Source organism: Desulfobacterales bacterium (assembly GCA_029211065.1).
Taxonomy (GTDB): domain Bacteria; phylum Desulfobacterota; class Desulfobacteria; order Desulfobacterales; family JARGFK01; genus JARGFK01.
The window spans coordinates 14094-38369 of sequence record JARGFK010000020.1 but is presented as its reverse complement, the minus strand read 5'-3'; the positions used below and the strand labels follow the sequence as shown (position 1 = coordinate 38369).

At 52.2% G+C, this 24276-nt stretch carries 21 protein-coding genes and 1 pseudogene; 14 read left to right on the top strand and 8 right to left on the bottom strand.

Going from position 1 to position 24276, the window contains the following annotated elements; all coding sequences use genetic code 11:
- Positions 1-44: 44 nt before the first annotated feature.
- The 6 genes from P1P89_06465 to P1P89_06440 form a co-directional block, all read right to left on the bottom strand.
- Positions 45-533, bottom strand: coding sequence for a GNAT family N-acetyltransferase (locus P1P89_06465; protein ID MDF1591141.1), 489 nt, complete (start codon positions 531-533; stop codon positions 45-47).
- Between the two features lie 98 nt (positions 534-631).
- Positions 632-1708, bottom strand: a complete 1077-nt coding sequence (locus tag P1P89_06460; GenBank protein ID MDF1591140.1) for a nitronate monooxygenase — start codon at positions 1706-1708, stop codon at positions 632-634.
- Between the two features lie 314 nt (positions 1709-2022).
- Positions 2023-2805, bottom strand: a complete 783-nt coding sequence (locus tag P1P89_06455) for an SDR family oxidoreductase (protein MDF1591139.1) — start codon at positions 2803-2805, stop codon at positions 2023-2025.
- 122 nt (positions 2806-2927) lie between these two features.
- On the bottom strand, positions 2928-4109 hold the full coding sequence (locus P1P89_06450; GenBank protein MDF1591138.1) for an anaerobic nitric oxide reductase flavorubredoxin: 1182 nt from the start codon (positions 4107-4109) through the stop codon (positions 2928-2930).
- Positions 4110-4232: 123 nt separating this feature from the next.
- Entirely contained in the window at positions 4233-4796 is a 564-nt protein-coding gene (locus P1P89_06445; GenBank protein ID MDF1591137.1) for an SRPBCC family protein, read from the bottom strand.
- 14 nt (positions 4797-4810) lie between these two features.
- On the bottom strand, positions 4811-5089 hold the full coding sequence (locus P1P89_06440; protein MDF1591136.1) for a hypothetical protein: 279 nt from the start codon (positions 5087-5089) through the stop codon (positions 4811-4813).
- A gap of 713 nt (positions 5090-5802) precedes the next feature.
- On the opposite strand from P1P89_06440, the gene P1P89_06435 reads away from it, so the two are divergent.
- Positions 5803-6351 (top strand): transposase, encoded by a 549-nt coding sequence (locus P1P89_06435; GenBank protein MDF1591135.1) that lies wholly within the window; start codon positions 5803-5805, stop codon positions 6349-6351.
- Positions 6352-6670: 319 nt separating this feature from the next.
- Here P1P89_06435 and P1P89_06430 read toward each other — a convergent pair whose 3' ends face one another.
- Together P1P89_06430 and P1P89_06425 are read right to left on the bottom strand one after the other, a co-directional pair.
- Positions 6671-6931 (bottom strand): type II toxin-antitoxin system RelE/ParE family toxin, encoded by a 261-nt coding sequence (locus P1P89_06430; protein MDF1591134.1) that lies wholly within the window; start codon positions 6929-6931, stop codon positions 6671-6673.
- Entirely contained in the window at positions 6921-7139 is a 219-nt protein-coding gene (locus P1P89_06425) for a ribbon-helix-helix domain-containing protein (GenBank protein MDF1591133.1), read from the bottom strand. Before P1P89_06425 ends, P1P89_06430 begins: the two co-directional genes overlap by 11 nt.
- Before the next feature lie 296 nt (positions 7140-7435).
- Here P1P89_06425 and P1P89_06420 point away from each other — a divergent pair.
- The 13 genes and pseudogenes from P1P89_06420 (at position 7436) to P1P89_06360 (ending at position 24246) form a co-directional block, all read left to right on the top strand.
- A pseudogene (locus P1P89_06420) lies at positions 7436-7699 on the top strand (tyrosine-type recombinase/integrase).
- Between the two features lie 253 nt (positions 7700-7952).
- Complete coding sequence (locus P1P89_06415) at positions 7953-9005, top strand: LacI family DNA-binding transcriptional regulator (GenBank protein ID MDF1591132.1); 1053 nt, start codon at positions 7953-7955, stop codon at positions 9003-9005.
- Between the two features lie 261 nt (positions 9006-9266).
- Positions 9267-10616 (top strand): allantoinase AllB, encoded by a 1350-nt coding sequence (allB, locus tag P1P89_06410; GenBank protein MDF1591131.1) that lies wholly within the window; start codon positions 9267-9269, stop codon positions 10614-10616.
- Positions 10617-10847: 231 nt separating this feature from the next.
- Entirely contained in the window at positions 10848-12053 is a 1206-nt protein-coding gene (locus tag P1P89_06405; GenBank protein MDF1591130.1) for a C45 family autoproteolytic acyltransferase/hydrolase, read from the top strand.
- Between the two features lie 8 nt (positions 12054-12061).
- Positions 12062-12934: a xanthine dehydrogenase family protein subunit M gene (locus tag P1P89_06400; protein MDF1591129.1), complete on the top strand. Its 873-nt coding sequence runs from the start codon at positions 12062-12064 to the stop codon at positions 12932-12934.
- 295 nt (positions 12935-13229) lie between these two features.
- Positions 13230-13700: a (2Fe-2S)-binding protein gene (locus P1P89_06395; GenBank protein ID MDF1591128.1), complete on the top strand. Its 471-nt coding sequence runs from the start codon at positions 13230-13232 to the stop codon at positions 13698-13700.
- The gene (locus P1P89_06390) at positions 13697-16006 is read left to right on the top strand and encodes a xanthine dehydrogenase family protein molybdopterin-binding subunit (protein ID MDF1591127.1); all 2310 of its coding nucleotides are present in this window, start codon (positions 13697-13699) and stop codon (positions 16004-16006) included. The genes P1P89_06395 and P1P89_06390 overlap by 4 nt, the downstream gene beginning before the upstream one ends.
- Positions 16007-16188: 182 nt before the next feature.
- Positions 16189-17619: a UbiD family decarboxylase gene (locus P1P89_06385; protein MDF1591126.1), complete on the top strand. Its 1431-nt coding sequence runs from the start codon at positions 16189-16191 to the stop codon at positions 17617-17619.
- Positions 17620-17907: 288 nt separating this feature from the next.
- Positions 17908-20229 (top strand): xanthine dehydrogenase family protein molybdopterin-binding subunit, encoded by a 2322-nt coding sequence (locus tag P1P89_06380; protein MDF1591125.1) that lies wholly within the window; start codon positions 17908-17910, stop codon positions 20227-20229.
- Between the two features lie 62 nt (positions 20230-20291).
- The gene (locus tag P1P89_06375) at positions 20292-20870 is read left to right on the top strand and encodes a cupin domain-containing protein (protein ID MDF1591124.1); all 579 of its coding nucleotides are present in this window, start codon (positions 20292-20294) and stop codon (positions 20868-20870) included.
- A gap of 196 nt (positions 20871-21066) precedes the next feature.
- Positions 21067-22500, top strand: a complete 1434-nt coding sequence (locus tag P1P89_06370) for a UbiD family decarboxylase (protein ID MDF1591123.1) — start codon at positions 21067-21069, stop codon at positions 22498-22500.
- A gap of 18 nt (positions 22501-22518) precedes the next feature.
- Positions 22519-23511 carry an ABC transporter substrate-binding protein gene (locus P1P89_06365; GenBank protein MDF1591122.1) on the top strand — a complete coding sequence of 331 codons (993 nt, stop codon included), beginning with the start codon at positions 22519-22521 and terminating at the stop codon, positions 23509-23511.
- 15 nt (positions 23512-23526) lie between these two features.
- Positions 23527-24246, top strand: a complete 720-nt coding sequence (locus P1P89_06360) for a class II aldolase/adducin family protein (GenBank protein ID MDF1591121.1) — start codon at positions 23527-23529, stop codon at positions 24244-24246.
- Positions 24247-24276: the final 30 nt, after the last annotated feature.

Sequence of the window (24276 nt, the reverse complement as noted above, 5' to 3'; positions counted from 1 at the left end):
GTCTGTTTTTTTTAACCCCTTCCGACTTTTAACGGTTAAAGGACTCAGGGCTTGACCCGTTTCCCCAGTATCGAAAGGCTGTATTCCGTTCCGTCCATCTCTGCAATATCCGGGAGCATGCCCCATTGTCTGAATCCAAATGATTTGAACAGTCTTAGACTCGGTTCATTGTGGGAGAAAATAAACCCGATCAGGGTTTTTATGTCAAGTCTTTGGGCTGTTTCAATGGAATTTTGCAGAAGTAGCCGACCCATTCCGCGGCCTTGGCACCGGGGAGAGACATAAATACTGATTTCAGCAGTATGGTCGTAAGCAGGGCGGCCGTAAAACGATTCAAAACTGACCCATGCGACGACCTCGCCATCTTCTTCATGTACGAATATGGGCCGTTTGTCGGGGGTATGTTTTTGAAACCAATCCGCTTTGGCGCCAATGGTTACCTTTTGCGTGTCAGCCGTAGACAGGCGCGTTGCAACGGCCGAGTTATATATGGCCACAATGTCAGGCAGGTCATCTGATTTGGCGTATCTCATTGTATTTGTTCTTATAGTGTAGAAGCGGCCCGGACGGCATTATACCCGTCCGGTCGATATTCGGGTTTTGGAAAGATAATGCCGGGAGGGCGCAAAAGTCAAGAATAGGTCAGGGAAAATTCCTGCTGCAGGGATGCGATCAGGGTCTTTACCGGAATAATTTCATTGACCCGGTAGGCATTGCTGCCGGCAAAGGCAAAACCGTTTTTCAGCTTTCCTTTTTTGGCGGCTGCAAGGGCCAGGGCGATGCAATAGGGGCTTTCAGCCTGGCGGCAGGTTTTGAGACACTTATAGGGGCAGTTGAAGGGATGTTTTTTGCCGTTCCCAACTTCATCTAGAAAGTGATTGCGGACAGCCCGACCGGGCATGCCCACCGGGCTATTGATGACGATCAAGTCTTCTTTTTTAGCGAGAAGCAGGGCCTGCTTAAAGCCGGGGGCGGCATCACATTCAACGGTAACTGCAAACCGGGTTCCCATCTGAACGCCGGATGCCCCCAGCTCTAAAATGTCGCGAATATCACGGCCGGTATAGATGCCGCCGGCCGCGATAACGGGAATAAAAGCCCCCTTTTCGGCAGCCAGCGATTTTGTTGCAGCGATCACTTCTTTCACCAGTTTTTCCAGGGTAAAGTCAGAGTCGTCCAACTGTTCCACCCTAAACCCCAGGTGACCGCCGGCTTTGGGACCTTCGACCACAAAGGCATCCGGCAGATAGTTATATTTGGCCAGCCATTTTTTACAGATCAATAGGGCCGCGCGGGCGGATGATACAATCGGAACGAGTTTGGTTCTGGCGCCATTTGTAATATAGGAGGGCAGATCCAGGGGAAGGCCGGCTCCTGAAAAAATGATGTCGACCGACTCTTCTATGGCGGCTTTGACAAGATCTGCATAATTGGTCAGGGCGACCATGATATTCACGCCGATGATCCCGCGGGTCAGGGAACGGGCTTTGCGAATTTCTCGCTTTAAGGCCCTGATATTGGCTTCAACCGGATTGCTGGCGACATCCGATTCATTGATACCGATCATGGCGGTGGCGATCACGCCGACGCCGCCCTCATTTGCCACGGCAGAAGCCAGACCGGCCATGGAAATGCCGACGCCCATGCCGCCCTGGATAATGGGGATGCGGCAGACCAGGTTATTCATTTGAAGGGTTGGGAAGTTCAAATTTGCTCTCCTTGTTGTAATCGAAACGCAGCATTACAGTCGTTTGCAGGTGTAGGAGGTTTCCTGTCTGCATCAGTTTAGCAATGACATAAGAACGAAAATGGAAAATGAGTATTTATAAGGAAAAGTTTTTGAAATTACAAAGAAAAAAATGGGCGATGACAAAAGTTTTACAATTCAGGAAGGCGGTGGTCGGCAGGTTTTTTATATTCGGAAGCGAAACCTCAAAAAAGGCCTGGAAGGTTGAAAATAATGAGAAAAAATGATCCTTCAACGAAAATAATGGATATGTTTGTTTCCGCATAGAAAATGAATCAGTTTTTTTCATAGTTCAAATATGAGGTTATTGCCGTGATCATGCCACGGGGAAACAACCTCGACGAAAAGGCCAGGATCTTGTTGACCAGCCCGGGTATGACAATCGTTTTACCTTTTTGCAAGCCGGAAAAACCGATCTCAGCCACTTTAGCCGGGGTCATCATGAAAGGGATTTTCTCCAGTTTTGAGCCTTTCATGCCGGCGCTGTCAAAAAAATCCGTCCGGGTCGGGCCGGGGCACAGGGCAGTTACGGTCACATCGGTCCCCTTTAATTCCGCGCTCAATCCTTCTGAAAACATAAGCACATACGCCTTTGAAGCATAGTACGCGCTCATGAACGGGCCGGCCTGAAATGCCGCTGTTGATGCAACATTGAGAATGCCGCCGGAACCCATTTTAACCATGTCTGCGCCGAACAGCTTGCAGAGAATGGTCAGGGAAGCAATGTTGAGCTGGATCAAATCCATGTGTTTTGCTGCGCTTAAATCAACCAAACGGCCGTTGATGCCAACACCCGCGTTGTTTACCAGCACGTCGATTTGGATGCCGCCGTCAGTGGTTTCATTATAGAGCGCTTGGGGTGCGGGGTACTTACACAGGTCTTTTGCAATGACCTTAACCTGAATGTCATATAAACGGCTTAATTCTCCGGCGACAGCGTCGAGTTTCTCCCTGTTTCTGGAAACGATGACAAGATTGTAATGGTTTTTTGCAAAAACCTTGCTTAATTCATATCCGATGCCGGATGTTGCGCCTGTGATCAATGCGGTTTTGCTCATACGTTAAACCCCTTTCCGAACCCAACTGACGATGGTTTTGTCTGGACTGACGGGTTTCATTATTCCTCCGGCAGGGTTATTTTTCCTGTTTGTGCAGTTCGATTAAAGCGGCAGGTGCCATATCAGGCCGATGCAATTCGACTGCCAAATTCAATACATTCCTTGACGGCATCCTCATTTGGGTTCCATAGCGCTTTAATTCCCTGGTCGATGATTTCAAAACCGGAATCTTCCAGTAACTTTGTAATATTTTTTATGGATTCTCCGCTCCATCCATATGAACCGAAGGCCGCCGCCTTTTTATTCTTAAATCCCAGCCCTTTGAGTTCTTCCATCAAACCGGCGACAGAAGTTAATATCCCTTTGTTTATGGTAGGGGAGCCGACTAAAATCAATCTGGATTTAAAAACTTCGGTAATGATGTCGTTTTTATCCGTTCGGGCAGCATTGAACAGTTTTATATTGACCGTACCGTCGGCTTTTTTTATTCCTTGGCTGATGGATTCCGCCATCTTGCGCGTTCCACCCCACATGGTGTCATATATAATGGTAATTTGGTCTTCCTGGTATGCTTCCGACCACTCGATATACTTCTTGATTATTTGGGTGGGATCTTTTCGCCAGATCACGCCATGACTCGTGGCAATCATATCAATGGGAATTTTAAGTTCTAGAACCTCATCGATTTTTTTCCGAACCAGGGCGCTGAAAGGTGTTAAAATATTCGCGTAATATTTTATACATTCACTAAACAGCTCATCCTGGTCCACCATATCGTTGAATAAGTACTCGCTGGCATAATGCTGGCCGAAAGCATCATTGCTGAACAGGATGTTGTCCTTTGTCAGATAGCAGGCCATGCTGTCCGGCCAATGGAGCATCTTCATCTCGACAAAAATCAGCTTCTTTTCATTCCCCATATCAAGACTATCGCCGGTTTTTACGGAAATGAAATTCCAATCCTTATGATAATGGCCTTTGATGGACTTGATGCCGGTCGAGGTGCAATATATCGGGGTCTCAGGGATATGTTCCATTATTTCCGGCAGTGCGCCGCTATGATCTATTTCCGCATGGTTGGCGACGATGCAGTCTATGTCGCTTAACTCGATCGACTCCCGCAATTTTTGAACAAACTCTTTTGCAAACGGCAGCCATACCGTATCGATAAGCACCTTTTTCTCTTCTTTTATCAGATACGAATTATACGTCGAGCCTCGATGAGTTGAATATTCATTGCCATGAAATTTTCTTAATTCCCAATCAATTTTTCCAACCCACTGGACATTGTTTTTCAGCTTCATATTTTCCTCCTTATATAATTTATGCGGCGCAATGAAATACGTTCGGAGTGAAAAAAGTGCGTCTGACTATTCTTTTAGGATCAAGTTCATTAACTTTCGATGATGGTTGGTTCATATAATCTTTTAATCTTCTTGGTCAGACGCTCGATTAGCGGTGCGTTTTTGCATGCGTCTGTGGTGGGGTGTAACCTGAGAACGCGCCTTTCCGCCTGAAACAATCCAACGAAGAATCTTAACCCAAAGCGACCATGCCTGGATTTTCGGGGTCAGTCCGAGGGATACCTGGGCGGTCGTAAGGGAGTCCTCAATCAAAGCGTCATGCATGGGCCGATAAACCAAAGGCCATGACACCATCGCCGGCCCATAAGTATTCATTTTCAACGTATGCCCCAGGACAACCTTTTGTTTAAGGCCGCTCACGATTTCGTAGCCATGAAAACCATCAAAGCCTTTCGGACCGGTGAAGCGAAATTTTATGGATTGGCCTGGTGTGTAATTCTCGACAAAGTACCTTATCGGGCCATGCCCGCCGGTTGCGCCGAGATCCAGTGGACGGTCAAATTTCATCCGGGGCCACAAATGATTGGGCCATAAGGCGTCACCTGCTGAAGCAAGTGAATCAATGAGCGCGCCGACCTGCCCGGGGGTGGCATCAATTTCGCACTCGTGAATGTTGAGAACTTTCATTTATTTTATGCTGATTATTTAAAGTCTGGATATAACTTTTCGTAGCAGTCAGGACAGATGCCATGAGTGAAATCTGCTGAAGAACGATCACGCACATAGATTTCAACTTGCTGCCAAAAACCTTTATCGTCGCGCACTTTTTTACAACTGCTGCAGATAGGTATTAATCCGCTCAGCGTTTTAACCTCTTTCAATGCACGCTCGAGATTTTGTTTCTCCTCATGCAACCTTGCATGTTTTTCAATTAAAAGGCGTCCGTATTTTTCACGGGAGGCTTCCAATCCGTAGGCCATCAGCGCAACCAGCAGCAAGGAGGTGAGGAAGCGTAAACTGATTTCAATCCTGTAAGCGTAAACGTCGAACCCGAATGGATTGATCAGCAAAATGCATAAAAGGATGAAAAAGATGGCAGAGGTTACGCCGCCTTCCTTTTTCCCTAAAAAAACACATACACCAGGGGAAAAGAAAAAAGCCAGTAAATCGCCGTTCCATGCCCCGAGCCAATTGATACATTATAGAGAAACATAACGCTCAGCAGGACCATTCCCAACCGATATACCAGTATATCTGCCTCCCATTTTTTTATGCAAATGAATCCGGAAACAAAGACCGCAGCCATCAGGATATTGATTAATACTTCTAATGCATCACCTTCAAGAATATCGACGATGGTAAAGCCAAGGATGACAGGCAGGGAGAAGCCGATACATAAAAAAACAAACTGTCGCTTCCTTGTTTTTTCCGCAGTACGGGGTCGCAGTACGGGGTCGGACCACGCAGTACGGGGTCGGACCACGGTAACTTACTATAATACCAGCGAAAGAATCCTAAAATAGGCCCTAAAACCGTCTAAAACGATGCTTTTTAACCCCAAAAAGGACCGTTTAAGCTAAACAGTATTTTGTTAAAAATCCTTAGAACAGCAATTTTGTACCCAAAAACGTATGTTTAAGTTAAAAAACAGCCATTTTTTAGAACTCTTTTTATAAAATATCAACTACTTATCGTGGTCCGACCCCAGAGGGGCAGAGGGAAATGGAAAGCCAAGTTCCGTGATGAAATCAAAAAGACAGATTTTCCAAGCTCCATTCCCGCCGAAGTCTGGAAAATCGACTGGAATGTCAACTGCCAGCCCGTGGGCAGCAGCTCGCACAGCGTCCGGTATCTGGCCCCCTATGTGTTTAAGGTCGCCATCTCAAACAGCCGCATCGTCAAAGTCAAAGACCGTAAGGTCTCCTTTACATATAAAAAATCGCACAGCAACCGCCGACGCATCATGACCCTTGATGTCATGGAATTTCTACGACGCTTTTTACAGCACGCTTTGCCAACCGGCTTTATGAAGGTGCGCTACTACGGGTTTTTAAACCCGGCCGCGTCTGTCCCGCTCGATAGGATCCGTTCGCTCATAGAGCTGGCTTACGGGTTTGAAATCACCTGCTGCCAACCAACCCTTGCTCTCGACCCGCCGCCGACATGCCCTCATTGCGGCGGAAAGCTCACATACCTCTATTCGGTGCTGCCCTTTATGATGGTTCCGGCAAGGCCCGGCTAAAAGGAGGATTTAAGACTGCTCTATTTTCATTACTCCGCTGTCCGACAACCCGGAGGCACAGGATAGCTGCGATCTGTGGTGGCCAAAACGGTGGAATGTCCGGCTCTACTTGTCAAAGAACGAGCAGTTTTTAGCTGATTCTGAAAAATAGACGCTTCGATATTACCGGACAGCTCCGATTTTGACCGGCGGCACCATACTCCGGCAAATCACCCCCAATACATCCCGAAGCATTACCCCTAATAAATAGTGCGCCCTGTCCGGGCTTCTTGAACAATAGATTGAAAACGACCCTACAGGTCGTGTCAATCCTTAAAGGTTAGATTTCGCCTTTGTAAACATCCCTACGATTGCCGATTCTAAGGATAAGGATATCAAGACCCAGCAGGGCATAAATCACCCTATAGTCACCGACGCGGTACTTGCGAAGACCGGCAAACTGACCCTTGAGCATAGGATTGGATTCAGGCTGCTTAATCAGTTCCTTCTCAATTAGGTAAAGGATGCGTTTCGCCTCGGGCTTCGATAGCTTTTTGAGGTCGCGGTGGACCGACTTCTTGTAGACGATATTATAGGCCAAGGGACTTCCTCATCTCTTTAGCTGAAATAATCTCATCCCCCTTGTCGTGGAGTCGGTCCAGGGCGATCTGGAGATCTGCGAAATCTTCGATATAAAACTCCAGGGCTTTCTGAATGATGAAAGAGCGAGGCCTTTCGGTCTCTTTGGCTATGCTATCGAGTTGGCTGGCAAGATTCTTGGGTAGCCGTACTGATATTGCTGTATTCATAATGCATCTCCTGTCATTTTTGTATTACAATATATGCAGGAATGCCTGTTTTGTCAAGCAAATTATCGAAAGCAAATTTTCGAAAGCTAACGCCAAGTTTGAGCAGCGCCGACTATCAAGCAAAAATATTGTTAAACCGAAGGAATGAAGAATAACCAACTGCTTTCCAAAACCGCACGGTATTAGTCGTCTGACTCAAAGCTTTTGTTATGACCGCCTTCAACGTAGTTGATCCAAGCTTCAATTTTTTCAACTATATCGTAAACTTTTATAGGATCAAGATTGTAATAGGGCTAAGGCGTCATCATGTGCATTTAAATTCCCTTCACACGGCCATCAAAACCGCAGTGCAACTTGCCCGCATCCACAAGCCCGTCAGTAGCCATACGTTCCGCCACAGCTTTGCCACCCATCTGTTGCAGGACGGATATGACATTCGCACCATTCAGGAACTGCTGGGTCACAAAGATGTAAGTACGACCATGATCTATACGCATGTCTTGAACAAGGGGGGCAGGGCGGTGTGCAGTCCGCTGGACAGGCACAAACCGACCGCATAGGAACCAGGATTTTCCAGAAATTGGTTTTACGGATGGATCATTTTTGGGGTGCGCTACGGTCGAATGCCGCCACGCTTTGATTTTTCCCTGCAATGTGTCTTTCAGAGAAGAGACAAGCATCAGCTGCCATGTAAATTTCGATATTTTCATTTTTCCCAAAAAAAGAATTGACATCCAGTCTGAAGTAAGGTTTATGTTACCGGTAACATAAATCATCTTTTCAACCGGTCCAAATCTCCATCGAGGCTGCCGAATGCCCAAAAACAGCATGACCATCCGGGACATCGCGCGCATGGCAAAGGTGTCGCACACCACCGTTTCCCGTGCGCTGAATAACGATCCCAGGGTTCAGGACAAGACTAAAAAGCGCATATTGGGCCTTGTCAAAAAACTGGGGTTTAAACCGGATGCCCGGGCGCGCAACCTGGCCCTGAAAAAATCCAAGATCATCGGGCTGGTGGTGACCGATATTCGCAATCCCTTCTACGGCGACCTGGCCAGGGGGATTGAAGATAAAGCGCATCAGGTCGGATATAATGTCATATTCTGCAGCACCGATCACAAACCCGAAAGGATGGATTCCTATGTCGATCTCATGCTCGATGTGGGTGTGGACGGATTCATCTTTGCCTCTTCCCGCCTGCACGAGCCCGCAGTGGAAAAACTGATTGAAAAACGGTTTCCTCTGGTGCTGGTCAACCGAAAACTCAAGAGCGAAAACTACAGTTACGTGGTTCTGGATAATTTCAAGGGCGCCTATGATATTACCAAGCATCTCATTGACCTCGGTTACAAGAAAATTGCGATTATCGACGGGCCCTCCAATGTATTCACCGGCCTGGAGCGGTTAAAGGGATATCAGCGGGCCTTGAAGGATCATGCCATCGACATCCGGCCCGATTACATATTCCAGGGCAATTTTGCCCGGGCAACCGGTTATGAAGGCGCCAAAAAGCTGCTGCTGATGGCCGAAAAGCCCGAAGCCATTTTCAGCGGTAGCGATTATATCGCCATGGGCGTTTTCGACGCGACCGAAGAACTGGGTTTGAAAATACCGGATGACCTTGCCCTGGTGGGGTTTGACGATACGGAGTTTGCGTCGAATCAGCGGATCCGCCTGACAACGGTCAGTCAGCGCGAATATACCATGGGGGGATTGGGCGTCCAGATCCTGATCGACTATATCGAAAACAAGGAAGGGGATTATATCCATAAAGTTGTGCTGGAATCGAAGCTGGTGATCCGGGAATCCTGCGGCTGCAAGCTGCGCGGCAGAGCGGCCCGGACTGCAGCCGTAAACATTTAAAATGATTCACCACAGAGGCGCAAAGGGCGCAGAGAGGTGAATCAATAAGTTATTTATAATTAGGGGCAATTAAGAAAAACTTTCAATCTAAACTTGGAGACCTTTGATAAATGCACAATTTTGTTCAAGATCAAGGAAGGCGATCATTTTAACCACAGGATTACACGGAGTATTTCGAGGATTAAAATTTGAGCCTGACGCGGAGATTGGGCAAAAGGGGGCGTTTTGCAAAGGTCTCCCCAGAACAAGGAGGAATTTTAAATGCGATTCGATCTGGTTATCAAGAACGGCAAAATCGTATCATCACAGGGAACCTATGAAGGCGACGACATTGCGGTAAAGGACGGCAAGACTGCGGCGATTGGCCGCAGCGGAAGTTTTTCCGATGCCAAGAAGACCATTGATGCAACCGGTAAATATGTTCTGCCGGGAATCATCGACGCCCACGTTCATTTCAGGGAACCGGGGTATGAATACAAGGAAGATTTCGGAACCGGTTCGACGGCTGCTGCCTGCGGCGGCGTCACGACGGTTCTCGACATGCCCAACAATTTGCCGTTTTGTTCGACACCCGAAGCACTCAAGGAAAAACTCAAAATGATAAAACCCAAAGCGTATGTGGATTACGGTTTGGTGGTCGCCGTTGTGGGGGAGACGGTGGAGATGATTCCTGCGCTGGCCAAGGGCGGCGCAAATGTTTTTAAAATTTTTATGGGCTCTACTGTCGGCGGGGTTCCGGCGCCGGACGACGGGGGCATGCTCCGGGCGTTTGAACTGGTCCGGGAGACGGGACTGCGCATCGGGGTTCATGCCGAAAACAACCCCATCATGGATTACATGACCGCCAAACTGAAAGCCGCCGGCCGGACCGATCCCCTGGCCCATGTTGAGGCGCGGCCGGCCGTTGCCGAGGCCGAAGCCATCCAGCGGGCCATTCTGTTCGCCCGGGTGGCGGGGTGCAAACTGCATATCTACCATCTCAGCTCAATGGAAGGGGTGGAGATGATCCGGGAGGCCCAGGACCGGGGGATCGATGTTTCGGCGGAAACCGGCCCGCATTATCTGATGCTGGATGAAAACTATATGAAAAAGGTGGGCGGCGTTTTGAAAATGAATCCGCCGATCCGCTCCCGGGAACATGGCGAGGCCTTGTGGGATGCCATTCTGGACGGAACCGTGGAGGTGATCGATACGGATCATTCGCCCCACAGCAAGGAGGAAAAGTTCAACGATAATATCTGGAAAGTCACCCCCGGTTTTGTGGGGGTTGAAACCAAGGTGCCCCTCATGTTGACCCAGGTCAATGCCGGCATGCTTTCCCTGAACCAATACGTGAAACTGGTTACTGAAAATCCAGCCAGGCTGTTTAACCTGTATCCCCAGAAAGGGACCATTGCCGTGGGATCGGACGGGGACTTCACGATTATCGATATGGACAAGGAAGGGGTTATCGACAGCAAAAAGCTCCACAGCCGCAACACCGTCACGCCGTTTGACGGCTGGAAGGTAAAGGGGATGCCGGTATACGCAGTGGTGCGGGGCAACATCGTGATGAAAGACGGTGAAATCGTGGGCAAGCCCAAGGGGAAGCATATCAAAGCAATAGTGTGATGGAGCAGGAGACAGGAAAAAAAGTAGGCAGTAAGCGGTAGGCAGCAGGAAAGGGCAGGTAAAGACAGAAGGTAAGTTGTCTGTGGTCCGTAGTCCGTGGATAGAACTTCAACGGTCAAGGAAAATAACGGAGGAGCATATCCTTCACCTGAACCATCAGCCAATCACCGGGTTAAGGGGTAATGTTACCCTTCACAAAAATCGTGATTTGAAATAGGAATGGAGGAATCGATGATCGAAAAAATGTTATACTGCGACGGCAGTCATGGGGAAATAGGAAGGAAACAGGGGGAGCTCCTCAGCGCTGAAATTAGACACAACCTGGCTGCTTTCTGGAAGGAATTAAAAAAACAGGGCCGGCAGAAAAAGGCGATACTCCGGAATGCCCTGGGGCACGAAAAGATATGGCGGGCATCCCGCCTGGAGGAAATCGAAGGAATGGCCCGGGGGGTGAAACTGCCCTATCCGGAGCTGCTGGCCTACAATGTGTTTCATGACGTGGTGTTCCCGGAAGGGTGCACGGTGATGATGGCCGTCGGCAAAACCGGCGCCAACGGCAGCACGGTTTTTTTCAAGCAAAGCGACAAGGTCGGTTCTGAAAAGTATGTCGGGCCCCTGGCCTACCTGAACAAGGAGATCAATATCGCCATCGCCACCGAACCCAAAGGGGCCAACAAAACCATCGGCGTCACTGCCGCCGGCCAGACCGCCCTGAAAATGGGAATGAACGACAAAGGCGTTGCCGCCGGCTGCAACATTTCCCGGACCAAAGAGTTGACCCAGAGGGGAACGGAAAAGGACGCCACGCAGTTAAAGGCGCTGGACAGGGGGGCGATGATGCGGGACGGTCTGGAGGCCGGCAACAACGCCGTCGAGGCCGCCCAGACCATATTGCCGGGACTTCTGGCAAGCCCCATGAGCACGCCGGGAAACATCGAATTCGCCGATGCCAAGGAAGCCGTCATTATTGAAGGGTCCTACGCTGAAATGGCAACCGAAATCGTCCGGGATGCGGTGGCGGCCCGGTCCAACCGCTTTGTCATTCTCAAGGCGCTTGCCCGGGATGACGATCTTTCCAGCATCTGCCGGTATTTGCGCTGTCTGGAGCTGCTCCATGCCAACAAGGGGAAGGTCACCCTGGAAAAAATGATCGAGTTTTCCCAGGACCATGCCAACGGGCCCGGACCGAATTCGATTTGCCGTCACGGAAACCACTTTTCGGAAGAGACATCCCTGTCTTCCATGGTGATGGAGATCAACGCAACGGATCCGCTGAAATCCCGAATCGCCATCGCCCTGGGTAAACCCTGCCATTCGTGGTCGTCAAAAGACGGGCACCTGATTGCGGACATGACGCTGAAGTCGAAAGACATTCCCGAAGAACTTCGCACGGGCGAGGCCTGGAAGAAATATTATACGGAAGAACCCAAACGTTAGGGGGACACATGCTTAGAAAATTGAAGGAGTTTGAATACTTCGAACCTTCCAATTTATCTGAAGCGGTTTCGTTACTGGACAAGTACGGCGACGAGGCAAAGGTCCTTGCCGGCGGAACGGACCTGTTGGTGTGGATGAAAGAAGGCGCCCGCAGTCCGACATATATGATCAACATCAAGCATATCCCCGGCGTCCGGCACATCCACTTCAACGAGGCCGAAGGGCTCAGGATCGGCGCCCTGACAACCGTGAGGGAGATCGAGACCGCGGACATCATCAAGGAAAAATTTGCCGGCCTCCATCAGGCGGCAAAAGCGCTTGCATCCATCCAGGTCCGCAACCTGGCCACCATCGGCGGCAATCTGTCCACGGCGTCGCCGGCAGCCGAACTGGCGCCCCCGCTGCTGGCACTGGGGGCCAGGGTCAAGCTGAGGGGCCTGAGGGGGGAGCGGGTCCTGCCCCTGGAGGAATTTTTCCAGGGGCCGGGGTCAACCGTCATTGACCGGGAAATCCTGACGGAAGTCGTGGTTCCCCCTCCGGCGCCCAAAAGTTTCAGCCTGTATAAAAGCATCAGCCGCCGCAATGCAGTGGATCTTGCCATCGTCGGGGTTGCGGTGGCCGGCCGGATCGACGGCAAGGCCGGGGAATGGAAAAAGGTTAAAATCGCCCTGGGAGCGGTGGCGCCGACGCCCATGCGGGCGCTGATGGCTGAAAAGGTCCTGGCGGGGAAAAAGGTCGATGCCGGCGCCATCGCCGAGGCCGCCCGGACCGCGTCGGAAGAAGCCCGCCCCATCTCGGATCTGCGGGCTTCGGCCTGGTATCGCAAGGAGATGGTTATGGTTCTGGTTCGGCGGTCTTTGGAAGAAGTTTCAAAAAATTAGGTATTATGAAGGCTTAAGCATGGCACTTGGCCGCCATGATAATCCGCTTCTGCGCGTGTGAAACTCATGCATAAGCGTGCGTAGTGCGGAACCGGATCGAGCCTGCAGCGGGCTTTCCAGCACGAATCGAATGATGTTGGATTCAGAAACGATCTCAATGCGGTTCCATCCAACGCACGCTAATGCGCTCAGACAGTCACACGCTCCGAATCGGATCACCATGGCGACCGCGTTGGAGTTAACTTGTCCTTTGTAGATAACCGGGCTTCAAAAAAGGGACGATAGAGGAGTGGCTATGATTTCAATCGAGTTAAAGGTGAACGGAGAAATCCACGCGGTTTCAGTCAAGCCCAACGAAACCCTGCTGGATGTGTTAAGGGATAAGATCGGTCTGACCGGAACCAAAAAAGGGTGTGACACCGGCCAGTGCGGCGCCTGTACGGTTTTGCTCGACGGCAAACCGGTTACGTCCTGCCTGATGCTGGCAATAGACGTAAAAAAGAGCGAAATCCTGACCATTGAAGGGCTGGCGGATAACGGCTCGCTGCATTCCCTGCAGGAGGCGTTTGTCAACGAAGGCGCCGTTCAATGCGGTTATTGCACCCCGGGGATGATCCTTTCCGCCAAAGCGCTTCTGGATCAGAATCCCCACCCCAGCGAGGGGGAAATCAAGGAGGCGATTTCCGGAAATTTATGCCGCTGCACCGGGTATGTAAAAATCATCCAGGCGGTTTCAAGCGCCGCAGCTAAAGGTTCAGCTAAATGAAGCAATTATCCGTCGGGCAGTCGATTCCCCGAATCGATGCGGTTGAAAAGGTTACCGGCAGCGCTGTTTTCGGTGACGATATGGATTTCAGCAGGGGGCTTTACGGCAAGGCCCTGCGGAGCCCGTTTGCCCACGCCGAAATCGTCGCTGTCGATATCCGTGAAGCCCTGCTCCTGCCGGGCGTAAAAGCCATTGTGACGGGTAAAGACATCCAGGCCCTGGGGGGCGAGGCCCTGAAGGATTATCCCTTTCTGGCAGTGGAAAAGGTGCGCTACGCCGGCGAACCGGTGGCAGTGGTGGCGGCGATAAGAGTGGAAATCGCTGAAAAGGCGCTTGACCTGATACGGGTTGAATACCGGGAGCTGCCGGTTGTGGTGGATCCTGAAAAAGCCATGGCGCCAAAATCGCCCCTGGTGCATGAACGTTTAGGGGACTATCATCATCTACCCGTGATTCAACCGATAGCAGGGACCAATATCTGCCACCATGTAAGTTTTATCAAAGGCGACATTGGACAGGGGTTTGCCGAAAGCGATGCCATCTTTAGAGACACCTTCACCACCCAGATGGTCCAGCACGGCGCCATCGAACCCCATATGGCCATTGCCCGGGTCGATGCCTCCGGCAGCATCACCATATGGGTGACCAATGACGGACCGCACCGGCTGCGCAAAGATCTGGCCGAAGCGCTGGGCCTTCCGTTGAAAAAAATCCGGGTGATCTCTCCCCCTTATATGGGAGGCGGGTTTGGCGCAAAGGGCGGGTTGAAGGTCGAGACCCTCTGCATTGCCCTAGCCCTGAAAACCAAAGGACGTCCGGTCAAGATGGTGTTGACCCGGGAAGAGGTGTTTACGTCGTCGCTGGTGCGGCATCCCAGCGTCATTAAAATGAAAACCGGCGTTAAAAAAGACGGCCGGATTCTGGCGCGGGAAGTGGATCTCATTTACGATACCGGCGCCTATTCCGAAAAAGGGCCGACGGTCTGCCAGCAGGCCAGCACTGCTGCGGCCGGACCTTATAACATTCCCCACGTCAAAGTGACCGGCTATTGCGTCTATACCAACAGGCCCATTGCCGGCGCATTTCGGGGATACGGCCATACCCAGGCAGCCTGGGCCCATGAATCCCAGATGGACATCATCGCCGCGGAACTGGGTATTAACCCGGTGGAAATCCGCCTGAAGAACGCCGTCCGCGAGGGCGATATATCCCCCACCGGCCAGCAGATCCTTAACAGCGTCGGCCTGACCGAATGCATTGAAAAAGCCACAGCGGACGTCCGCTGGGAAGAACCCGGAAAAAAGTTTCACGGCAAAGGGTTTGCCTGCGGATACAAGAACACCAAAACTCCGTCCGGGTCATCCGCCATTGTCAAGGTCAGCCAGGACGGCAGCGTTGAGCTGCTCACCAGCACCGTTGAAATCGGCCAGGGAGCCAAAACCATCCTGGCCCAGATGGTGGCCGAGGAGATAGGGGTTCCGGTGGCGGCGATTACCGTCTCCACTCCGGACACAGACATCACCCCCTATGACGCGTCCACCACCTCCAGCAGAAGCACCTTTCATATGGGTAATGCCGTTAAAAACGCGGCCAGAGACGTCCGGGACCAGATATTTCAAATTGCCGCCCAGGTACTGGGAGAGCAGCCAACGGCGCTAGGCATTGAAACGGGGTGTGTGTTTGTGCTCAAGAACAAAACAAATCGGATGTCATATGCTGATGTGCTTAAAAACCAATGCCGGGCCGGGATCGATATCATCGGCCGGGGGTCGTATCATCCCGACGACGAAGGCGTCTGCGCCGGGCCCTGGTCGTCCCCCAGTATTTTCTGGATGTACGGCGCCCATTATGTCGAGGTCGAGGTGGATATTGAAACCGGACAGGTGCGCGTGACAAAGATTGTCGGCGCCCACGACGTGGGCAAGGCCATCAATCCCAACGCCTGTGAAGGGCAGATCGAAGGCGGGATCATCCAGGGACTGGGGCCCACTCTGATGGAAGAAATGCTCATCGGCGCAAAGGGCGAAGTCCGCAATCCGAACTTTCTGGACTATAAGCTGCCGACGGCCATGGATATTCCGGAGATAATTCCGATCATCGTTGAAGTGCCCTGCAGCGAGGGTCCCTGGGGCGCCAAGGGCCTGGGCGAGATGACCACCGTGCCCATTGCGCCGGCCATTGCCAATGCCATTTATGACGCCGTTGGGGTACGGATCAAGGATCTGCCCATTACGCCGGAAAAGCTGCTGAAGGCGATGAAGGAAGGGGTCAGTGATCAGGGGCCAGGGGTCGAAAAGAAAGACTGATTCTGCTTAGCCTTCCGGGTTACGTCGAACAAGAGATAGAAGGTATGTTGTCCGTGGTCCGTAGTCCGTGGCGGGAACTTCAACGGACAACAAACAACCAACAACGGACATTTTGGTTATGTCATCCAAAATGTAAACCCTTAAATCGTAAATGATTTAAAATAATTACGAAAGGGCATACCATGTACGTGGACCTGAGAGAGTGGCTGGAGCAGGTGGAGAGTATCGGCGAACTGAAACGGATCAGCGGGGCCCACTGGGACCGGGAAATGGGGCCGCTGACCCAGCTCATGCATGAAAAGTACAAGACCCGCACGCCGGCGCTCCTGTTTGACGAAATTCCGGATTATCCCAAAGGCTTTCGGACGCTGTACGGCCATTTCAGCACCCCCAACCGGGTGGCGTTGACCCTGGGCCTGCCGTTGAACCAAAACCGGATTGACATGGTCCGGGCCTATCAGGAAAAAATCAACAGTCTCCAGCCCATCCCTCCTAAATTCGTTAAGGACGGGCCGGTCCTTGAAAATATACAGACGGGGGAAGATGTCAATGTCTTGCAGTTTCCCAGCCCGCGGCACCATGAACGGGACAAGGCCCGTTATATCGGGACAGCCTGTGCGGTGATTACCCGGGACCCTGACAGGGAATGGTACAACCTGGGGACGTATCGTTCAACGGTATATGATGAAAAAACCGTCGGCCTGCAGATTACCGGCGGAAAGCATGGCCGCATCCATCGTGACAAGTACTTTTCCCAGGACAAACCCATGAAGGTGGCCATCATGGTGGGGCAGGACCCGCTGTTTTACATGCTGGGGGCGTCGCCGGTGCCGGAGAATATCTCTGAACTGGATTTTGCCGGCGGTGTACGCGGAAAAGCGGTTGAGGTGGTCCGGGGCCCGTACACCGGGTTTCCCATACCGGCGTCGGCTGAAATTGTGATCGAGGGGGATACATTCCCCGGGGATAAAAAAGAGGAAGGCCCCTTTGGTGAATGGACCGGTTATTACTGCAGCCAGGCTAAAAGGCGGCCCTATGTCCGGGTTAAATCCATTATGTATCGCAACGACCCCATACTATGCTGCGCGCCCCAGCATAAACCCATTGACGAAACCGTCCTGCTTAAATCCTTTACCGGAAGCGCCGCGATCTGGGAGAACCTGAACAGGTGCGACATCCCGGAGGTCAGGGGCGTCTGGCAGCATGAGGCCGGCATGGGCGTCCGGTTTCTGGTGATTTCCATAAAGCAGCGCTATCACGGGCACGCCCGTCAGGTTCTGCACGTGGCCTCATCCGCCATTCAGGCGGCCGCCTACAACGGGAAATGGGTGGTGGTGGTGGATGAAGATATTGATCCGTCCGACATCGATCAGGTCCTCTGGGCCATGACCACCCGGGTGGATGCAGTTGAAGACATCGACATCATCAGGAAGGCCTGGTCTTCCGGAAGAGACCCCCTGGTCCTGCCGGAATTCGGCAACTACAATAACCGGATACTGGTGGATGCCTGCCGGCCTTATCACCGCGTCCTGCGGGGGGATTTCCCGCCGGTGGTGGGCGTCAGCGAGGAGTTGAAAGGGAAATTGACGGAAAAGTTCAAAGAGCTTTTTTGAGAAATTCAGCCTTAAGCATCGGGAGTCATAACTTGAAACATGGCCTGCCAGTTGATTTTTTTAAAAATCCCCCTTTGATAAAGAAGGGCTTGGAGGCTGTCCGACAATCTTTAATTCCTCTCCCCCTTGTGGGGAGAGGTTAGGTGAGGGGGGGAATTCAGTTAGTTACACCCTCACCCCGACCCTCTCCCAAGATGGGAGAGGGAGTTACCAGACAGTCTCTTGGGGGGTAAAAATGCGAAGAGATGAAAGTTGTCACACAAATTAAAAATCTTCGGGGGTATATAAATGGTCGAATACAAATCCATCGGCAAACCGCTGATTAAGATAGACGCAATCGATAAGGTCACGGGCCAGGCCCAGTTTGTCAATGATTTGCGCTTTCCCGGTATGCTCTACGGCAAGGTGAAACGCAGCACCGTGGCCCATGCCAGAATACTCGCTGTGGATACGTCCCTGGCCGAAAAAGTTCCGGAGGTCAGGGCTGTGGTAACCGGCAAAGCGTTTGCCGAACGTTTTTCCAATCCCCTCTGCGGCAACCCCATGAAAGATCAGCCCTTTCTGGCTGTGGACCGCATTCGTTTTGCCGGCGAAGCCATTGCCGGCGTTGTGGCGACCTCTGAGGAAGCGGCGGAAGCGGCCATCGACCTGCTCGTTGTAGAACTCGAAGAACTCCCGCCGGTTTTGTCCCTTGACGATGCGCTCAAGGCCGATGCGCCCGTCATCCATGAAAACCTCATGGACTACAAACGCTCCGCCAATATGAATCCCCTGGCCGGGTCTAATATCTGCGACCGGACGGTTATCGAAGCCGGGGATATTGAAAAGGGTTTTAGGGAAGCCGACCATATTTTTGAAGACACCTTTACGACCCAGATCATCCAGCACACCGCCATGGAGCCGCGTGCCGCCATTTCGCAGTTTCACCATAACGGCGGCGTCACTATCTGGACGTCCGATCAGGCGCCCTACGGCGCCCGCAGCAATGTGGCCGAAGCATTGAATATCCCGCCCAGCAAGGTCCGAATTGTCGTTCCGCCGTATGTGGGCGGCGGGTTCGGCACCAAAATCAGAATGACCGGCCTGATCGCCGGCCTGCCCCTGGCATGGAAGGCCAATTACCGGCCGGTCAAGTTTTTATTGACCCGGCAGGAAGAGTTTACCTCCACCACGACCCGGCATGCCGCCCGGATTACCTTAAAGACCGGTGTGAAAAAGGACGGAACGATAATCGCCCGCCATGCAATTTTAATTTATGAAAACGGCGCCTACTGCGACCGGGGGGCCACGGTTCTGGGAAAAGGCCGCTACGCGGTCATCGGTCCCTACAAAATCCCCCACGTAAAGGTGGAGGGACAGCTCATCTATACCAATAAACCGCCGGGGGGCGCCTTCAGGGGATATGGGATTCCCCAGGTCTGCTGGGCGCATGATTCTCAAATGGACATCATTGCCCGGAAGCTGGGAATGGATCCGGTTGAAATCCGGCTGAAGAACATCGTGGATGAAGGCTATGTGTCCGGAACTGAAAAGACGGCCCACCATGCCGTGGGCCTGGGAGAATGCCTCCATCAGGTACGGACGCATATGAAAAAAAGCAAAACCGAGGCGACGGTTCGTGGAAACCTGAAGACCGGATCCGGCATTGCCTGCGGGTATAAAATTTCACGGACGCCATCAGGTGCGGACGCGTTTGTAAAATTAAGTCCGGACGGCGGCGCCGATATCCTGGTAAGCTCCACTGAAATGGGGCAGGGCATCAACACCGTCCTTTGTCAGATTGTGGCCGAAGAGTTGAGTATCGACATCCGGAACATGCGGGTCATGCCGCCGGACACTTACACCACCCCGATGTTTCCGGCCAGCACTTCCAGCCGGACGACCTTTTTTATGGGTAATGCCGTTAAAGAAGCTGCCCGGGACATCAGAAACCAGCTATTCTCCCTGGCCGAACGTATTTTTAAAACAGACCGCAGCCATCTGATCCTGGAAAACGGCACAATTTCCGACACGACCCATCCCCAAAGCCGGATGTCCTTGAAAGATTTTATCCAGATGACCTATGCCGGCGGCGCCAATATCATGGGGAGAGGGAATTATTGCCATTACTGGCCGGGCAAAGTCCCCGAACATGTTAAACTCGAAGTCGAGCCGTCGCTCTGCTGGCAGTATGCCGCTCACGGGGTTCAGGTTGTCGTTGATACGGATACCGGCAAGGTCAGCGTGAAGAAGGTTTTCGCGGCCCATGATGTCGGCCGGGCGCTCAACCCGTCAAACTGCTTGGGGCAGATCCAGGGTGGTTTTATACAGGCCATGGGGGGCTGTATGATCGAAGAAATGCGCTTTGGCGCAAAGGGTCGACTCCTGAATCCCTCTTTTTCAGACTACAAGATATTGGGAAGTCTGGACATCCCCGAGATCCAGGCCATACTGGTGGAAGAACCCCATCGGGAGGGACCTTACGGGGCCAAGGGCCTTGGCGAAATTTCCCTGGTGCCGGTGGCGCCGGCCATTGCCAACGCCATTTATGATGCCGTCGGGGTTCGCATTAAAGACCTGCCCATCACGCCGGAGAAAGTCCTGAAGGGTCTTAAAGTAAAACATGATTAAAATACGGCAACCGCCCTGAATTTTGGTGTTTTACATCAGCAATTTTTAAATGGAGGATAGAAATGACAGCAAAGAAAACCGACCCAAAAGATGTCAACCCGAGAGAAACCGGCAAGATTCATCGCCATGAAGAAGTTGTCCGGCCGATTCTGGTGAAGAATATTGTTCAGAAAAGCCCCTTAAAGGACATGTACGACTGCAAGGAACGCAAGCACCGCAGCCGGGATATCGATCTTCCCATGCGAACCATTAATATCCATCTGTCGGAATTGGTCCCCGGAAAAAGCTCCCGGATGCACAAGCACCACAACGAGGCGCTGGTATTTATTCTGGAGGGCAAAGGCTATTCCATTGTTCAGGGCGAGCGTTATGACTGGGAGCAGGGCGACGCCCTTTACATGCCCACCATGAACTGGCATTCCCACGTGAATGAAGGACCGGACCGGGTCATTTATTTGGGGATTACCAATAAGCGGCTGCTGAACTTTCTGGGACTGGACCGCTGGATCGAGGTGGGTAAAAACGTTACCCAGGAAGAATATGAAAAAGAGCTCAAGACCATTGAGCCGTCGCCGTACTCCTGGGTTTCAATTACGCCGGAGGGGGGGGTGAAGAACGGAGAGGGGTTTAAGTATCTTTAAGTAAAAGGTGTCAGGGGCCAGGGATCAGAGACCAGAGCCTGGAGTCAGAATGAAGGGCTGAAGGCCAGTTGTCCGTGGTTCGTAGTCCAGGGACAGAACTTCAACGGACAACGGACAACAGACAAGGAAAAACCGGGTGGTCATGAAGATTCTGATTCCATTTTGGAGAAAAATACAAAAATAACCGGAGAGCAATATGAGTATTCATGACTGCCGACAGTGGATCGATGAAATTGATGCCATGGGCGAGCTCAAGCATGTGGAGGGCGCGGACTGGAATCTGGAGATCGGAACGATCGCCGATATTTACCAGGAGGAGATGGGGCTGCCGGCACTTCTCTTTGACAAGATAAAAGGGTATCCGCCGGGGTTCAGGATCCTGGCCAATTCATTGACGTCCATTAAGCGGGTGGCCCATACTCTGGGGATGCCGCCGGAGTCGAACGCCCAGGATTTAATCCGGGCCTGGCTGAGATATTTGCGCAGCGCTAAGTTGGTTCCGCCAAAGACGGTTAATGGCGGGCCGATTTTCGAGAATGTCCAGGAAGGGGACGCTATCGATCTGCTGAAATTTCCCTCCCCGATATGGCACGAGCTTGACGGGGGCCGGTTCATGGGGACCGGCTGTCTGGTCATCATGAAGGATCAGGATTCGGAATGGGTCAACCTGGGTGTCTACCGGGTGCAGGTGCATGATCCCAAGACCCTATCCGTGATGATCTCAAAGGGGAAGCAGGGCGCCATTATCATGCAGAAATACTTTGACAGAGGCGAGCCCTGCCCGGTGGCCATTACATTCGGCCAGGACATTCTGCTGTACCTGGTGGGGGGGATGGAGATCCCCTACGGCACCAGTGAATATGATGTCACCGGCGGGATCAGGGGCGAAGCGGTGGAGATCGTGAAAGGCCCCAGAACAGGCCTGCCGCTGCCGGCAACAGCGGAAATAACGATTGAAGGAGAAATCCGCCCGGATGACCTGGTGGAAAAAGAAGGGCCTTTCGGCGAGCGGACCGGGTATTATGCCGGCGGCAGCAAACCCCAGCCCAGGATCACGACCCTGGCGGTTTACCATCGCAACGACCCCATCATGCTGGGGGCCATGCCCCGGATTCCGCCCAATGATGACTGCTATTACCGTAGTTTTTTAAGAAGTGCGGCGGTTCTGGACGAGCTTGAGAAAGCCGGAATCCCCGGGATTCAGGGGGTCTGGGCCCATGAAGCCGGCGGCGGACGGTTTATGCTGACGACATCCATCAAACAGCTGTATCCGGGTCATTCCAAGCAGGTGGTCCTGATGGCGTCGCAATGCCAGTCCGGCGCATATGCCAACCGTCTGAGCATTGTCGTGGATGATGATATTGATCCCTCCAACACCAATCAGGTTCTGTGGGCGATCTGCACGCGCACCGATCCCCGCGAGGATGTGGAGATTCTGAAACGCTGCTGGAGCACCCGTCTGGATCCCATGAGCTATCCCGACGATTCCCGTGTGTTGAATTCACGCATGGTTATCGACGCCTGCCGGCCCTGGGAAAAATTGAAAACCTTTGCACCGGTGGTCAAACCGAGCGATGAACAGATCCGGACGGTCAAAGAGAAATTTCCGGATCTTTTTCCGGCGAAATAAAAAGGAGGAAAAAAAACAATGGCAAAGCTGCGATTGACGCTGGCATGCGGCGACTATGACCTGACGCGCCCGCTGGTGGACGGCAGGGTTCAGCCGGAGGGAATTGAATTAATATCTCTGACCATGCCCTCTCCCGAGCGCCATTGGCGCATGATCCGGAACAGGGAATTTGATGTGTGTGAATTTTCCATGTGCCAGTATCTGGTTTCAAAGGCAAAGGGGGAGCCTCTTGTGGCGATCCCGGTTTTTCCCCATCGCCGCTTTCGACATTCCTATATTTTTGTGAACGCAAAGGCTGGAATCAGGAAACCCAAGGACCTGGAAGGGAAAAAGGTGGGGCTGCGATCATCCCAGAACACCGCCGGCCTCTGGCTCAGGGGAATGCTGCAGCACTATTACAATGTTTCACTGAAAAAAATAACATGGGTTACCCAGGATGAGGAGCCGGTTCAAACCAAAACTAAAGCCGGCTTGAAGGTAGAACGGGTTGCCCCGGGGGGTGATATCGACAGCATGCTCGTCCGGGGCGAGCTGGCGGCAGCCATTTACCCGGATATCCTGCCGTCGTTTTCCCGAGGAGACAAGGCTGTCAGGCGCCTTTTTGATGATCCGGTGGCAGAGGAAAAGCGCTTTTTCAAGGACACCGGTTTTTTTCCGATTATGCATACCGTTGTGATGAAGCAGGATCTGGTGGAAACATATCCCTGGATTGCCAAAAACCTGCAGGTTGCATTTCATCAGTCCAAGGACATCTGCTTTCACCGCATGGAAGACCCGCGCAAAGTGTCACTGGCCTGGTTCATGCACCACTGGGAAGAGCAGAAGCAGATCCTGGGGCCGGACCCCTGGGTGTACGGTCTTAAGGAGAATCAAAAAAGCCTGGAAAGCATGGTGGCCTATGCCCATGAGCAGGGCCTGATCCCCCGTAAGTTTAAACTGGGCGAATTGTTTATCGAGCATGCGGCTGAAAAGAGCCCGCATTATCTGATCGATCTGAAAAAGCTCAAATAAAAAAGGAAATATTGTATGACGGACAAAGATACGGCTGAAAACAGGCTGAAGCTGGCCCAGGCCTGCCGGGTTCTTTTCATGGAGGGGATGGCCGATTATAATCTGGGCCATGCCAGCTTCAGGGTTTCTGAAAAAGAAATCATCTATATCAAACCCCAGGGGCTCGGTTTGGAAGAGGTGACGCCCGATGACCTGATCGTGATTGACTTTGCCGGGAATATCATCGCGGGTGATCATCCGGCCCATGGCGAAAATCCGATTCATACCGGCATCTATAACATCCGTGACGACGTCGGCAGTGTGGTGCATGTTCATCCGGCCCTTACAACAGCTTTCAGCGCCAGCCGGGCGGCTTTCAAACCCTTGAATCAGGATGGGGTTATCTTTGCCAGGGGGGTTCCGGTCTTTGAGAGTCCCGAGCTGGTCACAACCCCGGAACAGGCCCACAGCCTTGCCCGGACCCTGGGCGACCACAACGCGGTTGTTTTGAGAAATCACGGCATCGTGACCGTCGGCCCCAGGATCGAAGAGGCCTGCCTGAACGCTCTGTTTTTTGAAGGCGCCCTGGGCATTCAGCAGAGGGCCGCGCAGTTCGGGGAGATCAGGGCTATTTCAGAAGAGACCGCCCTGAAGATGTATAGACAGTGCCGCAACCCGAAGCGGTATGATATGATTTGGCGCTATCTCGTCAGGAAACTGCAAAGATGCGGCCTGGCCTTGCCGGATGGATCGTGATTTATGCGGGAAATACTGTTCGCTCTGTTG